Source organism: Schaalia sp. ZJ405, assembly GCF_011038885.2.
GTDB lineage: Bacteria > Actinomycetota > Actinomycetes > Actinomycetales > Actinomycetaceae > Pauljensenia.
The window spans coordinates 1,260,334-1,276,101 of record NZ_CP064952.1; the positions used below are offsets into that span (position 1 = coordinate 1,260,334).

Here is a 15,768-nt window from a genome sequence, read left to right on the forward strand (position 1 = left end):
TATGTCATGTCGATGCTGACGCATCGTCATGGGGTCAACTCCCAGGCAGCTGCACCCGCCACGTGACGTGACATGAACGCTCTGCCTTTCGGCTAAGACCCCAGGTGTGCCAATTGGCACCCCGATAGCCTAACGCATCTTCAGTAGTTCTCTGAGCGCTTCAAGGCGCTTCGTGATCATTGCCTCATGACCATTCATCGTGGGTTCGTAATAGTGACGTCCGACAAGGTCATCAGGCAGGTACTGCTGCGCAGCAACATGATGTGGCGCATCGTGGGCATAGATGTACCCTTCACCATGCCCGAGAGCCTGTGCCCCCGAATAGTGCGCATCGCGTAGATGCAGTGGAACCGGGCCTCCTTTACCCGCACGTAGATCTGCCAGTGCAGCGTCAATCCCCATGTAAGCGGCGTTTGATTTCGGAGCGGTAGCCACGGCAACCACGGCTTCAGCCAGAATGATTCGTGCTTCGGGCATTCCGATGAGGGCAACGGCTTGGGCAGCTGACACGGTAATTCCCAGAATTTCTGGAGCAGCCATGCCGACGTCTTCAGAGGCACAAATCATGATGCGCCGAGCAATGTAGCGCGGGTCCTCCCCAGCTTCGATCATGCGCGCGAGGTAATGAAGCGCCGCATCAACATCGCTCCCGCGCATCGACTTGATGAAAGCAGAGGTCACGTCATAGTGCTGGTCTTGATCCCAACGAACGAGGGCCTGGTTAGCCGCCACTTCCACGTGATGGGCACTGATAACTGTTTCCTCGGCTTCTCCGGCAGCTCCTGCGGCTGCTTCGAGTAAGGTGAGGGATTTTCGTGCGTCAGCACCGGCGAGTCTGACGAGGGCGAGCTCTGCCTGCTGGTCCAGCGTGAAGGCACCGCCGAGTCCTCGTTCATCTGTGAGTGCTCGGTGAAGGAGGCAGCGTATGTCCTCGGGTGAGAGCGGACGGAGCGTTTGGAGGAGGGAGCGTGACAGCAGCGGCGAGATCACGGAGAATGACGGGTTTTCGGTTGTTGCGGCGATGAGGGTGACCCATCGGTTTTCCACGGCGGGAAGCAAGGCATCTTGTTGAGATTTCGAGAAACGATGGACTTCATCGATGAAGAGAACCGTTTCTTCACCTGTGGCCGCCATCCGTCGCTTCGCGGATGCCACAACTTCGCGAACTTCTTTGACTCCTTGAGACACGGCCGACAGTTCATCGAAGTGGCGACCCGACGCCTGTGCGACAAGGTAGGCAAGTGTTGTTTTCCCCGTTCCCGGAGGCCCCCACAGAATCACCGATGACAGGGGGTGGGATTGCTGAGTTGGCGCATCAACAAGCCGCCTAAGTGGAGCACCCTCCCCGAGAAGGTGGTCTTGGCCAACAACTTCATCAAGAGACGTCGGACGCATACGCACTGCGAGCGGGGCCGTGGGCGAAAACGCAGGGACCCCCTGAGTGTCGACGCTCTGCGACTCGAATAGGTCCATACCTCTACCCTACCGAGCACCACCGGCATCTGCGTCAATCACATCATCGAGGGCGTGATGACCGCAGAATGTGGAACACCACAAGCCCACCGATTCCCACGACCCCGGCACACACACCGGCGGTCACAGGGCCGACCGTCGCCACGATGTCTTTTTCCGTGCTTCCTGATTGAGCAGTCTGGTGAGCGTTGCGGATCCGCACCTCGGCATCTCCGCTGCCATTGCCCTGATCGTCCTCTACGGGCCAGGACTGGTCACGGGGAACGTCAGTCCACTCCACAGCCTGCACTGTGTGTTCGCGCCGGAGCTCGGAGCCGGGATGGTCGGTGGTTACCGAGTGTGCGCTGAGGATGTAGTCATCCTGTCCATCAGTGTCTTCAGTGGCCTGACGCTGAGGAACATCCACGACATATTGGGTGTCGATGGGCGCGAAGGACGTCACTTTCAGAATGACGGCACACACGAGCGTCAGCGACAGGATCACGAGGCCCACAACGCGTTGGGCGCTGCCCTGAGCATGACTCTTTCTTCCCCCGCGCGTCATCCTCACCAGTACTCCTTATGTGTGGAGTGAATCGACTGCATTTCTTAAATGAAATTTTAAGAAATGTCGATCGCTTCATACTGTACAGCTCACTTCCTCACTAAACATCCGAAACGACTCACTGGGTGCCCGTTACCCCCTCCGCCCAGAGCGCCACACCACGTGAAATATCAAGTTTTCACCCACAGGAGCCCCTCGCCACATGCTCACTGATTCAATATGTGACTTTCAACACTATGAGCGATCTGGTGTCAATCACTGGCGACATCATCCCTTGCCCGAATGTCGCACATCCCTCGACCCACAGACACACCGCCTGTTGCAGCATGCCAACAGCACAGAGCGGCCCAGCGTGGACCCCTCGAAAAGGGCATCACACTGGGCCGCTGAGCAAGATCGCAGACGTCACTCAAAAAGCGATGTGTCCCCCGCTCCCTTTCGCGCAATTTCAGGCGATCCGGAGGTGAAGTCCACAACCGTGGTTGCTTCATCCCCTCCAACCGGACCAACGATGACGAGATCAACGAGTTTCCCAATTTTCTCATCAACAACGAGGCCGTCGATCAGGGGCTCTGATTCTCCGGGAAGAATAAGCGTTGAACACAGCAGGGGCTCCCCGAGCGCCTCGACAATTGCCTGCGTGATGACATGATCAGGAAGACGCACACCCACCGTGTGTTTCTTCTTGTTCAACGTCATCCGCGGCACTTCCTTCGTGCCAGGAAGAATGAATGTGTACGGGCCCGGTGTCAGCGCCTTAATTGTGCGGAACTCCGAATTCCCCACGATGACGATCTCACCGAGCTGAGCGAAGGAATGGCACAGTAACGAAAAGTTGTGTTTATCGTCGAGCTTACGGATCTCCCGAATAAGATCCATGCCTTCTTTGTTTCCCAGCTTGCATGCAATCGCATATCCAGAATCAGTGGGAAGAGCAATCGTGCCGCCGTTATTGAGAATGTCAACGGCCTTAGTCACGAATCGAACCTGCGGATTTACCGGATGCATCTCTACGTATGACATAGCCACATTGTGCCCCATCTCACGTCCGCCCGCAGGGTTTCGACATACGTCAATGCGCTCCGCGCCAACCCACCGCCGACATCAGGCCCATGAACGAGGACGAGGCGGCACCCCATACGGGGTGCCGCCCAACGCCTCTACATGCGCTGCTATCCGCGCGACTCTATCCACTCAGTCGAGAGCTGCCACGCTCTCCGCAGCGTCGTCTCCTGCTTCTTCACCGCGCTTCTTTGGCGTGGCGTCAACGCCTGCTTCCTTGCGCTGCTCGGGAGTAATTGGAGCGGGAGCATCCGTCAGCGGGTCGTAACCGCCACCGGACTTCGGGAAAGCGATGACATCACGAATCGATTCGGCTTTGGTCAGCAACGCAACGATTCGATCCCAACCGAAGGCGATACCGCCATGCGGGGGCGCACCGAACTTAAAGGCATCAAGGAGGAAGCCAAACTGTTCTTGTGCTTCTTCATCGGAGATCCCCATGACGTTGAACACCCGGTTTTGCACATCACGGCGGTGGATACGAATCGACCCGCCGCCAATTTCGTTCCCGTTACACACGATGTCATAGGCGTAGGCCAGGGCGTTACCTGGATCTTTGTCAAAGGAATCAAGCCACTCGGGTTTCGGTGAGGTAAACGCGTGATGCACTGCGGTCCACGCGCTATGCCCAAGAGCAACATCTCCTTCGGCTTGCGCCTCACCGGTTGGCTTGAACAGCGGCGCATCCACAACCCACGTAAATGCCCACGCATCGGGATCAATGAGATCACAGCGTTTGCCGATCTCCAGCCGGGCCGCACCCAGCAGTTCCCGAGATGGCGTTGGCTGACCGGCGGCAAAGAAGATGCAGTCACCGGGCTTGGCGCCGGTGGCATCAGCAAGCCCCTCCCTCTCCGCATCGGTGATGTTCTTCGCAACGGGACCACCAAGTGCTCCATCCTCTTGGACCGTGACATAGGCAAGACCCTTAGCCCCACGAGCCTTGGCCCATTCCTGCCACTTGTCGAAGGTTCTGCGCGGCTGTGACGCTCCTCCCGGCATGACAACTGCACCCACGTAGGGGGCTTGGAATACACGGAAAGTCGTGTTCGCGAAGTATTCGGTCAGCTCAACCAATTCGAGGCCGAAACGCAAATCGGGCTTATCCGACCCGTACTTCTCCATTGCATCCTTGTAGGTCATCCGCGGCAGCGGTGTGGGCAGATCCTCACCGATCAGTGCCCACACGTTCTTCATGACGTCCTCGGCAACGGCGATGACGTCTTCTTGATCAACAAAGGACATCTCGATATCGAGCTGGGTGAATTCCGGTTGTCGATCCGCACGGAAATCCTCGTCACGGTAGCAACGCGCAATCTGGAAGTAGCGTTCCATCCCCGCGACCATGAGCATCTGCTTGAACAACTGCGGGGACTGTGGAAGCGCGTACCACGAGCCGGGCGACAAACGTGCCGGAACAATGAAATCACGGGCACCTTCGGGTGTTGATCGCGTGAGCGTCGGAGTTTCAATCTCAACGAAATCATGCGCGTACAAGGTATCTCTGGCGGCACGTGAGACCTTGGACCGCAGACGCAATGCGTATTGTTCGGGTTCGCGACGCAAATCGAGGTAGCGGTACTTCAGACGCGTTTCCTCGCCAACATTTCCTGAGTCCTCAGCATGGGACGACACCTGGAAGGGAAGAGGAGCCGAGGTATTGAGAATCTCAATATCATCCCCCATGACTTCGATGGCACCGGTCGCAAGATTCGGGTTTTCGTTTCCCTCGGGACGGGCACACACCTCGCCCGTCACTCGAAGAACATATTCTGATCGCAGCTCGTGAGCGACGGACTCGTCGCGCACGACCACCTGAGCGATCCCGGAGGCGTCACGCAAGTCAACGAAGGCAACGCCCCCGTGATCTCGACGACGATCAACCCAACCGGTCAATGTAACGGTCTGTCCAACAAGGTCGCGTCCAAGCGTTCCGATGTTGTGTGTGCGCAGCACGTGCATTCCTTTCGTCAGTACCATCCGCGAGACAGGCGGCGGCACGTGTGAGTTTACGCCTGGGACGTTGCCTGAGGGCAATCGAACGTGGGAACATGCATGTTATGCCTGACTCCCGCGACAACGAAGCATTCGGTCCAACGGCCGATTCTCCCTGGTCCCCCAGTGAGTCATCCACACATGATGATTCCCGACACGACGGAGAAAACATGCCGGTTGATCATTCGACAGATGCCTCTGCGACGCAGATCTCAACGCCCACCGACACGCAGTCATGGACGCCCGCCGAGATTTCCTTGATGGTGTCGTCGATCCTCCTCATTACCCTCGCAGCATTCGAAGGCCTGGCAACAACAACCATCATGCCGAACGTTGTCAAAGACTTTCACGCTGAATCGTGGTTTTCTGTGGCATCGGGCGCGGCACTTGCCGCTCAGCTCAGCGCAACCGTCGTTGCGGGCGCGCTCGCGGACTGGCGAGGTCCCCGTACGGTGCTGTTCTACGGAATCGGACTCTTCGCCGTCGGACTCTTCATCTCCGCATTCTCACCGGCGATCCTTATTTTCGTCATCGGGCGAATCATCCAGGGCCTGGGCGTTGGCTTCGTCATCGTCCCCTTCTATGTTCTTGTCGGATCCGTTGCCTCCGATCAGCACCGCCCGGCGTATTTCGCAGCGTTCTCGCTTGCGTGGGTCTTCCCTTCCCTGATAGGACCAGCGATCGCGGGAACCGTGGCAACCCACATCGGCTGGCGACCCGTATTCTGGGCCGTCCCCGTCCTCGCGCTCATCGCACTTTTGCCGATGCTCTCTGTGCTGCGTCAACTCACATCTGTTTCCCGTCCTGCCCCAACATCGTTGCGGACATTGACCGTGATGGGGCTTTTCGGTGGTCTGGGCGTTGTTCTTCTCCAACTCTCGGGTGCACTTTCAGGCTGGCGTTTATTCGCCATCTTCCTCGTTGGCGTCGTGATGACCGGCTGGGCGATTCCCCGTCTACTCCCCCACGGAACAATCCGCGCCGCACACGGTGTCCCCGCGGCAATCAGCACTCGTTTCCTCGCGATGGGTGTTCAAGCGGGAGTGGGAGCTTTCCTTCCCCTCGTACTCCAGCGTGTCCACGGCTGGGAAGCTGATCTGGCGTCCCTGCCGGTCACTCTCGGCTCTGTTTCGTGGTCAATTGGCGCAGTCATTCAGGCTCGAGTCAAGGACCCGGACCTCAGGGGACGTCTCCCTCGTATAGGGACGGCACTCATGGCGATCGGCGTGCTGACAACCATCACGCTGCTGTGGCCAACGATCCCTGTGTGGGTCGCGTTCGGCGGATGGGTGGTTGCTTCCGCGGGCGTTGGTCTCATGCATTCGACGCTGTCAGTTCTTGCCCTGGGACAGGCTCCACAAGAAGAGCACGGAAAGGTGTCAAGCTGGCTTCAAGTTGCCGATTCCGCGGGTTCGGCAATTGTGCTGGCCCTGGTGTCAATTCTCATGGCTGCGTGGATGGCAACGGGGGTCACCGGAGGCCTCGCCTACCTGCCAGCATCTCTCGTGGCAATCGTCGTTGCTGTTCTCTCTTTCGCAGCGTCCTTACGAATCTCGAAAACTTCGACATCGCGGGCCTAAGAATCAGCCGTGCAGCGGCCGCGTCCGCCAAAGCCCGATACACGAAACGAGTCCGGCCACCCCAACCTGGCGTTGGAAGGTGAGCCGAACTCGTCCTCGTTAATCAGGAAAATCAGCGACCGAAAGACCGGCGCGAACCGAAGGAACGCCCACCTGAAGGGCGCTCACCACGTCCTCGGTCACCACTGTGGCGTCCGCGCGACCGATCGAAACGCAACGACTCACCCTTGCCCCCACGAGAGTGCGCCGACCCCTGGTATTCCTCACGTCGCTTCTGAGTTTCCCGAGCCCAGCGTTCGCTTCGTACGGAACGACGACGCCCCTGGTCTTCCTCCTGATACTCACGCTCACGCGACCTGCGGTCAGACCACCGATCCTCACGCCCCCTGCGATCATCCGAACGCTTAAACTCTGTGGACCGATCGAAGCGCTGCTCACGTTCGGCGCGGCGCCCTCCCGGGCCCTCATCTGGGCGGATACGGAGTGCGCGACCCTGAACTTGTCCCTTTCCGATACGACGCATCTGGTCGTCGGTGAGATCTCCGGTGATTTCCACCAGCGAGAACGTCGGGAAAATCTCGATATTGCCGATATCTTTCCCATCAACGCCCCCTTCACCGGCAATAGCACCAACAATTGCCCCGGGTTTCACGCGGTCCTTTCGACCAACCTCAACGCGGTAACGCGTCCCATTGCCCGCCACATGACGGCCACCTCCGCGTCGTCGGGAACCTTCGCGACCTCCCTTGATCGGGCGGTCCTTGTCACGACCCCCTTCGAATGACGCTCCAATGAACTCACCGGAGTCATCGAGTTCTTCCTCGCGCCGGATCCGTCCCTTACTTCGCCGGTCCTTTTCAACACGTGGCTCGGGTCCTTCATCCCCAACGGCCTGTGCCATGAGTGCCGCCGCAATATCCATGAGTTCGCTCAGGCGCTGCCCCTGAGTGACTTCCGCTGATGCCTGAGATATTTCGAGCATTGCGTCACCGGCATCGCGTTCGTCGCTATCAACGAGGACGAGCGCCTCCTCCTGCCCCGATTCATCGCCCAAAGGCGCAGTAACCAGACGCTGGGAAATAAAGTCGTCGAGGAGTTGACGATACATGCCCAGCCGCCCACGCTCAATCCGCGCGGGCAGAGCCTCAAGGGCACGTTTCGCACGGAACTCCGAAACAGCAGCAGGCGAAGGAATCGCCACTTCTTCCATCGGCGTGCCCGTGAGTTTTTCGATGCGGCGCAGCCTGGAATGTTCACGCGGCGTAAAGAACGACAGGGAACGACCCGTGCGTCCAGCACGCCCGGTGCGTCCAATACGGTGAACATACGCCGCTGGCTCACGCGGAACGTCAAAGTTCACCACCAAAGAAATACGTTCAACATCGAGGCCACGCGCGGCGACGTCGGTGGCCACAAGGACATCGAGTGAACCCGACTTCAGGCGTTCAACCATGCGTTCACGTTCCGTTTGCGCAACGTCACCTGAAATACCGGCTGCGCGGAAGCCACGTGCCGCCAGTTCCAAGGAAATCTCTTCAACATCGGCTCGAGTGCGCACGAAAACGATCGCTGCATCCGCGTCGTCCTCGCCCTCAGCAATGTGCTGAGCGCGGGTGGCTAGCACGCGTGACAGTGCTCCGATCTTGTGTTTGTACGGAACAACCGCGTAGGTCTGATGGATTGTGTCGACGGTTGAGGATTCTTCTGAGACTGCGATCTTCACGGGATCGGTCAGGTGAGTTGCGGCAACTCTTTCAATAGCCGCAGGCATCGTTGCGGAGAACAAAGCCGTTAGACGGTCCTTAGGCACCGACGACGCAATCGTCTCAACATCTTCAGCGAAACCCATTCGGAGCATCTCGTCGGCCTCGTCAAGCACAAGCATCCGAACGGCCGACAGGTCAAGCGCGCCCTTTTCGATGAGATCAATGACGCGACCGGGGGTTCCAACAACAATCTGCGCCCCCTTCTTCAGCGCCCCGATCTGCGGTCCGTAAGCAGAACCGCCGTAAACGGGAACGACATCTAGCCCGCGTGACCGCGCAGCGAAATCCTCAATTGCCTGCGCTGACTGCATGGCAAGTTCACGGGTTGGGGCGAGGACGAGCGCCTGAACGTCCTTTTCATCCGCATCGGCGATGGCAAGCAGTGGAAGCCCAAAGGCCGCAGTTTTACCCGTTCCAGTCTGAGCGATACCAACGACGTCGTGCAGCTCAAGGAGAGCGGGAATCGCCTCGGCCTGAATCGGCGTGGGCGTGACGAATCCCATGTCGGTGACCGCGTCGAGTAAATCCTTAGGAAGCCCAAGATCAGCAAAGGTCACCGAGTCGTCAGAATCCTCGTCATCGTCAGCATCATCGTCGACATCGTCATCATCAGCGACATCGTCGTCGAGGTCGTCGTCATCTCCCTGCTGGCCGTCGGAGACGTCGGCCTCGTCCTCCTGAGTTTCCGGGTCTTCACCTGGAAGCTGCTCGAAAAGTTCCTCCTGGGGAGAGGACGCAGCAAATTCGTCATTCATAGACACAGTTGATCCTTGAGAATCGTTGGGTATCGAAGCCCGCTGGTCGGGCCGGGTCACTTGGGGACCTTCGGCGCGGCCTCGCACATCCACAACAACACTCACCGGACTCAAATCCGGGCACCATCACAGGGGGCTGCGCCTCATCGCACTACCAACCCTAACGGTTCTCCACTTCCAGGCGCTCATCTGCTCCGGTGACATCTCTCACCGGACCCGTGCTCATGAGCCCTCGTGCTCGCTGCCCCACGCGCGCAGATCGTGGCTTGTGGCCGTTGACGCGGGGGAGACGTGACGGAGGGTGATCGGTGAGTGAGGGCGGTCGTTGACGCGGGGGAATCTTGTCAAAAGTCCACCGCCTGAGCGAGTCCGACAGGTCGTCCGTTTACGCAGGAGAGATCTGCGGAGTCAGGTCATCGGCCGGAGGCTCCCACGTATGGGCATCTGCCTCCACCTGTTCGCCGGAGCGAATGTCTTTGACCGTGTCCGACTGCGCATCAACACCCGGGAACCACACGAAAGGAATACCGCGTTGATCAGCGAACTTAATCTGTTTACCGAATTTCGCAGCCTTCGGTGCCACCTCAGTGGGGATGCCCCGACGACGCAGGGCCGCGGCAATCTCGTTGGAACGTGCGCGCCCGTCCTCGTCAATGACGGCAACGACGACCGCCGTGGGAACTTTCCTTGACGCCGTCACCATCGGCGCGGAAATCATCCGCGAAACGAGGCGCGACACACCGATTGACAAACCGACACCCGGGTAGGTGCGTTTGCCGTCCTTTGCCAGTGAATCGTAACGTCCACCCGAGCAGATCGACCCCAGTTCCTCATGTCCCTCAACGAGGGATTCATAAACCGAACCCGTGTAATAATCCAGGCCACGAGCAATTTTGAGGTCTGCAAGAATAGCCCCTGGCATCTGAGCATTTGCCTGCTCAAGGAGAGCACACAACTCCCCCAGCCCCTCGTCAAGTAGATCCCCCGTCACGCCGAGGTCACTCACGCGCGAACGCACCTGATGGGGATCGCCCGAACGGATCTGCGCCATCGTGAGCAAAGTATCGGCCTGCTCACCGGAAATCCCCGACTGCGCAAGTTCCTGCCTGACCCCTTCCGGACCAATTTTGTCGAGCTTATCTAGCCCGCGAAGTGCCGCTTCGACATCCGTGACTCCAATGCTCTCGCAGACACCCTGAACGACCTTGCGATTGTTGACGAAGACGTGAACCGGTGGAATAGGAAGGGAGTTGAGGGCCTCAGCCATCACGAGAGGAAGCTCAACCTCGAAGTGGAAAGGCAGTTCGCCGTTGCCCACAACGTCGATGTCTGCCTGAGTGAATTCGCGGAACCGCCCCTCTTGGGGACGCTCCCCCCTCCACACCTTCTGAATCTGGTAACGCTTGAACGGGAAATTCAAGTCGTTGGCGTTCTCAATGACATAGCGAGCAAAGGGCACGGTGAGGTCAAAGTGGAGCCCCATCTTCCGTTCCTTCGATGAGTGACGCCCCTCCTGTGCTTCTTTGAGGGCCTGAAGCCTGTCAAGGACGTACACCTCCTTGGACGTCTCACCCTTTGCTTCAAGCTGCTCGAGCGTTTCAACGGCGCGCGTCTCGATCCCGCAGAACCCGTGGAGCTCAAATACTCGACGCAGGTGGTCGAGGACGGCCTGTTCGATGATCCGACCTTCGGGGAGCCATTCGGGAAATCCAGAAAGAGAAGTACGTGCCATGCGCCTATTCTTTCACGCTCGGGCGAGCAATAGGGAATTTGACGAGGACGAGGCCGGGACTTGGGATGTTGAGTCCCCATGCCCCGAGCCCATCGTTCTGAGTCGAGGTCTATCCCTGGGTGTTGAGTCCTTCACACCGACAGCAGGCTGCTGCGAGCCGAGGTTTCGTGCTGTTCCCTATGAGAGCCAAGGCCTCGCGTTGTTTCTTAGCCGATTGACCGCGCCCGAATGAGGTAGGGATTCGAGGAAATCTCACGTTCCAGTGAGGTCATCGGACCGTGCCCCGGAAGAAGCACCGTGAGAGGGTCCAAGGCATTCGACACGGTGCGCAGTGAATGTCGCATCTGGGTTTCGTCACCGCCGGCCAAGTCAGTGCGCCCAACGGATCCCGCGAAAATCACATCGCCAGACAACGCCCACGGCACCGGAGTATCCGAATGGAATGCCACCTGTCCGTCAATAAACACGGTGATATCGCAGTGTCCAATGAACAGAGCTGACCCTTCCGTATGCCCCGGAGCAGGAACCATCTTCAGCCAGAGACCCGGCAATATATCGACCGATCCGCCGGGGAATGGCCGCACATCCGTGGGCCGACACCACGGCGTGAGCTCAATGGGTGGCAAGCCCTGGGTGTGGGCTACGGGGTTGTCCATCCGATACATATCCGGTGCCGGAATGTAGACGGGGGCCTCAGTCCGGTGATCACCGCTGGTTTCGTTGCTCGTCAGCTCGGCCTCGACCCCTCCTTCGGGATACGTCCACCAGGAGGCAACTTCCGCGCAATCCCAGACGTGGTCGGGATGCCCGTGGGTAGCGAGGACGGCCCCGACACTGACTTTTTCAGCGTCAAGAGCACGCGCAATCAGGTGCTGAACACCCGCCGATGGGTCAACAACGAGAGCGCGAGACTCACCTTCGGGCACAATGACCGCAGCATTCGCCGCGTAGAACGGCGAAGAAAACACGTGGATGCGCACGCGTTACTCCATCGACGAACGGATCTGGTTCAGCCACGCCATCTTCGTTGACAGGGCTTCAGAAATGCTCGAGGCTTTCGCACTGTCGCCTTCTTCTTGAGCCCGAGCGAGGTCGGCTTCAAGTGAGGCAACCTGATCTTCAAGCTGTCCCAGCATTCCTTCTGCTCGCGCACGAGTCTCAGGGTTGGTACGACGCCATTCCTTTTCCTCGGCCTCACGTACCGCAGATTCCACAGCCCGCAGGCGCGCGTCAATCCGGTGGAGGTCCGCAGAGGGGACGCGGCCGATCTCGTCCCAACGATCCTGAATGGAGCGCAGCGCCTTCTTTGCCTGGTCAAGGTTGTTGATCGGAAGAATCTTTTCTGCTTCGTCAAGCAGGGCTTCCTTCGCAACAAGATTCTCGCGGTATTCGGTATCGGTTGCCTCATCCTTTGCGCGGCGGGCATCGAAGAACACCTGCTGAGCGCTACGGAAACGTGCCCACAGCGCATCGTCTTCTTTTCGAGAGGCTCGCGGCGCAGTCTTCCACTTGGCCATGAGATCACGGTAAGCAGTTGAGGTTCCTGCCCAGTCGGTGGACGTCTGGAGTGCCTCGGCCTGAGCGATGAGGTCTTCCTTGATGCGCTTGGCCTCCGCTTGCGACTGGTCAAGGGCGGAGAAGAACTGGCGGCGACGGCGATCAAATTGAGTGCGAGCCCCCGAGAAACGCTTCCACAGTTCATCCTCTGTGGCCTTGTCCAAGCGTGGACCCTTGCGTTGCAAGCCCTTCCATTCGTCAAGGAGGTCGCGAAGATTTTGACCCGACTGCTTCCAATGCGTCTTCTCAGGATCTTGCGCAACGATCGCTTCTGCGCGTTCAACGACGTCGGTACGAGCCCGCAGTGCGGCCTCGCGCGCCTCTTGCCGTTCAACACGAGCCTGTTCTTTGCGTTCTTGCGCACGCTCAGCAACGGCATCAACGCGCGCGCGAAGCGCCGCAAGATCACCGATTGCATTCGGTTCCTTCACCTGTTCACGCAGGCTCTTGAGAGTGGAATCAATGTCCTTGGGGCCCAGCTGCGCGAGGCGATCCTCGAAGAGCTTGATCGAGGCTTCAAGATCAGCGAAACGTCGCTCATACAGTGCGTAGGGGTCGGCGGGGATTCCCTCGGGGTAGCCGCCGATGACTCGCTCACTGTCCCCATCGGTCACGTACACCGTTCCGTCCTCGCCAATGCGCCCAAAGGGATGCGAGGGGACGTCAGCGAAGGAAATCGTTGCCGGAGTTTCTAGAGACTGAGGAGCCGGAACGGACTGCGAGGCAGAGGCCTGCGCCTGTTCCGTCGCGTTCGTGCCGGAAGTTTCAGTCTGAGAGCCGGTGGGCTGGGGAATCGGAGTCGTTGTCACGATGTTCCTTCAGTGGACGAGGGGCCTGGGCCCGGGCGCGGTGAAGCTGAGCGCCGAATGGCGCCGGCGTGCGGTCTTGTGGCACACCTCTCCTATACTACGGCTTTCCGAGCGTTCCCGAAACACCGTCTGAGACATTGAGAACGCCTATCGGACGTCGTGCGCGCCATGAGCAAGTTCTTTGCGTGACTCCCCCGTGATTCTCAGAGCTTCGAAGACACCGTCAACGCGACGCAACGCTGCGAGAACAGCATCGAGGTGAGCGATGTCAGCCAGCTCGAAAGTGAAACGACCGATGGCAACTTGGTCGGATGTTGCCTGAGTCGAGGCCGCATGGATGTTCACCCGGTAATCTGAAAGAACCCGCGTGAGATCGGACAAAAGTCCTGACCGGTCGAGGGCGCGGATTTCGATCTGCACACGGAAGGGCACTCCCCTGCGGTCCGAGCTCCACATGACATCAACGAAGCGTTCGGGTTGAAGCTGGGAGAGTCGGATGCCGTTTTGACAGGTTTTCCGGTGAATCGACACCCCCTGTCCACGAGTGATAAATCCCACAATGTCGTCACCGGGCACCGGGGTGCAGCACCTGGCGAGCTTCACCCAAATGTCGTGGTCATTCATTCCCGAAACCGTCACGCCGACATCACCAACGTGCGGGGAACGAGGACGGCTGGCCCCCGGCATCACTGCCTCAGAGAGCGTCTCTTCGGTTCCATCTCCCCCACCGAGGATGTCAACGAGCTTCGTCACCACATTCTGCGGCGAAATCTGCGACTCACCGACGGCAGCGTACAGGCCGGTGACATCCAGATACCCCAGTGAGTTCGCAACAGAAAGAACAGACTCATGACTCATCAGGCGTTGCAGCGGGAGGTTCTGCTTGCGCATCACCCGAGCAATCTGTTCCTTACCAGCTTCAACGGCCTCTTCACGCCGTTCCCTGGAGAACCACGCTTTAATTTTCGTTCGCGCACGCGGGGATGCAACAAAAGACAACCAATCACGCGAGGGCCCAGCCTTATCAGACTTCGAGGTCACAACCTCAACAGTCTCCCCCGATTCCAGGCGCGTATCCAAGGACACAAGGCGCCCGTTGACCTTGGCACCAACGGTGCGGTGACCGACCTCTGTGTGGACTGCGTAGGCGAAATCCACCGGCGTTGCGCGCGCAGGCAGCACGACAATTTCACCGCGAGGCGTGAAGACATAGACCTCATCACCGGCAATCTCAAAACGCAGCGAATCGAGGAACTCCTCGGGATCTCCTGTCTCACGTTCCATCTCAACGAGGGTGCGCAGCCAGTTCGCCTGCTCGTCCTTCGTCATCTCGTCGCCGTCAGCGGAGGTTGCGTTCGGGTTTTGCTTGTATTTCCAGTGAGCCGCGACCCCGTGCTCTGCACGCTCATGCATCTCAAAGGTCCGGATCTGAATCTCAACGGGCTTTCCACCGGGGCCAACCACCGTTGTATGAAGCGACTGATAGAGATTGAACTTCGGCATCGCGATGTAGTCCTTGAAACGCCCGGGGATGGGGTTCCATCGACCATGAAGGGCGCCGAGGACGGCGTAGCAATCCTTGACGCTATCAACGAGGACGCGCACGGCGACGAGGTCGAAAATCTCATCAAAGGCTTTTCCACGCACGATCATTTTCTGATAGATCGAGTAGTGGTTCTTGGGTCGACCGGTGACTGTTCCTTTGGTTCCCGAGTGGCGTAGATCCTGTTCGATCTGCGAAATAACCTGGTGGAGGTATTCCTCGCGCTGGGGTGCTCTCTCAGCAACGAGGTGATCGATCTCGGTGTAGATCTCGGGGTAGAGAGTCTTGAAAGACAGCTCCTCAAGTTCCCACTTGATCATGTTCATCCCGAGGCGATGAGCCAGAGGAGAATAGATTTCAAGGGTTTCTTGCGCTTTCTTGCGCGCTGATTCGGCGGGAACAAAACGCCAGGTCCGTGCGTTGTGCAGACGATCAGCAAGTTTGATGAGGAGCACGCGGATGTCTCGACTCATTGCAACAAGCATTTTCCGCAGAGTCTCCGACTGCGCACTGGCCCCATAGCGGACTTTGTCGAGTTTGGTGACACCGTCAACGAGGGCCGCAATTGACTCTCCATACTCAGCCGTCAGTTTTTCGACCGTGTAGTCAGTGTCCTCGACCGTATCGTGGAGGAGCGCCGCCACGAGGGTCGGCGTTGTCATTCCCATTTCCGCCAGGATCGTCGCCACGGCAACCGGGTGAGTGATGTAGGGTTCCCCGGACTTTCGCTGCTGTCCACGGTGGTAAAGCTCCGCCGTGCGATAAGCGCGTTCAATCACCGTGATATCGGCACGCGGATGATTGGCCCGAAGGGCGCGGATCAGGGGTTCGATCTCGGGGATCGATTGACGCGACTTCGCGCCAAACCATAAAAGCCCCGAGCGCACGAACGAACCTGCGGCTGGGGGCCGATTCGTAGCGGCTGCGTTCTGGTCAGTCATTCTCACATGAT

At 58.7% G+C, this 15,768-nt stretch carries 10 protein-coding genes; 1 reads left to right on the plus strand and 9 read right to left on the minus strand.

The window, feature by feature from the left end; translation table 11 throughout:
• Positions 1–129: 129 nt before the first annotated feature.
• From G7Y41_RS05165 to aspS, 4 genes are all read right to left on the minus strand, one after another.
• A complete protein-coding gene (locus G7Y41_RS05165) occupies positions 130–1,473 on the minus strand; it encodes a replication-associated recombination protein A (RefSeq protein WP_165315384.1) in 1,344 nt (447 codons plus the stop codon).
• Positions 1,474–1,516: 43 nt separating this feature from the next.
• Positions 1,517–2,023 (minus strand): hypothetical protein, encoded by a 507-nt coding sequence (locus G7Y41_RS05170; RefSeq protein ID WP_165315385.1) that lies wholly within the window; start codon positions 2,021–2,023, stop codon positions 1,517–1,519.
• A 399-nt stretch (positions 2,024–2,422) separates the two neighbouring features.
• Positions 2,423–3,040 carry an L-threonylcarbamoyladenylate synthase gene (locus G7Y41_RS05175; RefSeq protein WP_165214851.1) on the minus strand — a complete coding sequence of 206 codons (618 nt, stop codon included), beginning with the start codon at positions 3,038–3,040 and terminating at the stop codon, positions 2,423–2,425.
• Positions 3,041–3,211: 171 nt separating this feature from the next.
• Positions 3,212–5,035, minus strand: a complete 1,824-nt coding sequence (gene aspS, locus G7Y41_RS05180) for an aspartate--tRNA ligase (RefSeq protein ID WP_196819459.1) — start codon at positions 5,033–5,035, stop codon at positions 3,212–3,214.
• A gap of 104 nt (positions 5,036–5,139) precedes the next feature.
• Between aspS and G7Y41_RS05185 the strand changes: the two genes are divergently transcribed.
• Positions 5,140–6,654, plus strand: coding sequence for an MFS transporter (locus G7Y41_RS05185; RefSeq protein ID WP_231367235.1), 1,515 nt, complete (start codon positions 5,140–5,142; stop codon positions 6,652–6,654).
• A gap of 112 nt (positions 6,655–6,766) precedes the next feature.
• Here G7Y41_RS05185 and G7Y41_RS05190 read toward each other — a convergent pair whose 3' ends face one another.
• The 5 genes from G7Y41_RS05190 to G7Y41_RS05210 all read right to left on the minus strand — a co-directional run bounded on the left by G7Y41_RS05190 (position 6,767) and on the right by G7Y41_RS05210 (position 15,757).
• A complete protein-coding gene (locus G7Y41_RS05190; protein WP_442984266.1) occupies positions 6,767–8,923 on the minus strand; it encodes a DEAD/DEAH box helicase in 2,157 nt (718 codons plus the stop codon).
• A 637-nt stretch (positions 8,924–9,560) separates the two neighbouring features.
• Positions 9,561–10,907 (minus strand): histidine--tRNA ligase, encoded by a 1,347-nt coding sequence (gene hisS, locus G7Y41_RS05195; RefSeq protein ID WP_165214857.1) that lies wholly within the window; start codon positions 10,905–10,907, stop codon positions 9,561–9,563.
• Positions 10,908–11,113: 206 nt separating this feature from the next.
• Positions 11,114–11,887 (minus strand): MBL fold metallo-hydrolase, encoded by a 774-nt coding sequence (locus G7Y41_RS05200; protein WP_165315388.1) that lies wholly within the window; start codon positions 11,885–11,887, stop codon positions 11,114–11,116.
• Positions 11,888–11,890: 3 nt separating this feature from the next.
• Positions 11,891–13,273: a DUF349 domain-containing protein gene (locus G7Y41_RS05205; protein ID WP_165315389.1), complete on the minus strand. Its 1,383-nt coding sequence runs from the start codon at positions 13,271–13,273 to the stop codon at positions 11,891–11,893.
• A gap of 147 nt (positions 13,274–13,420) precedes the next feature.
• Positions 13,421–15,757, minus strand: a complete 2,337-nt coding sequence (locus G7Y41_RS05210; RefSeq protein ID WP_196819460.1) for a RelA/SpoT family protein — start codon at positions 15,755–15,757, stop codon at positions 13,421–13,423.
• Positions 15,758–15,768: the final 11 nt, after the last annotated feature.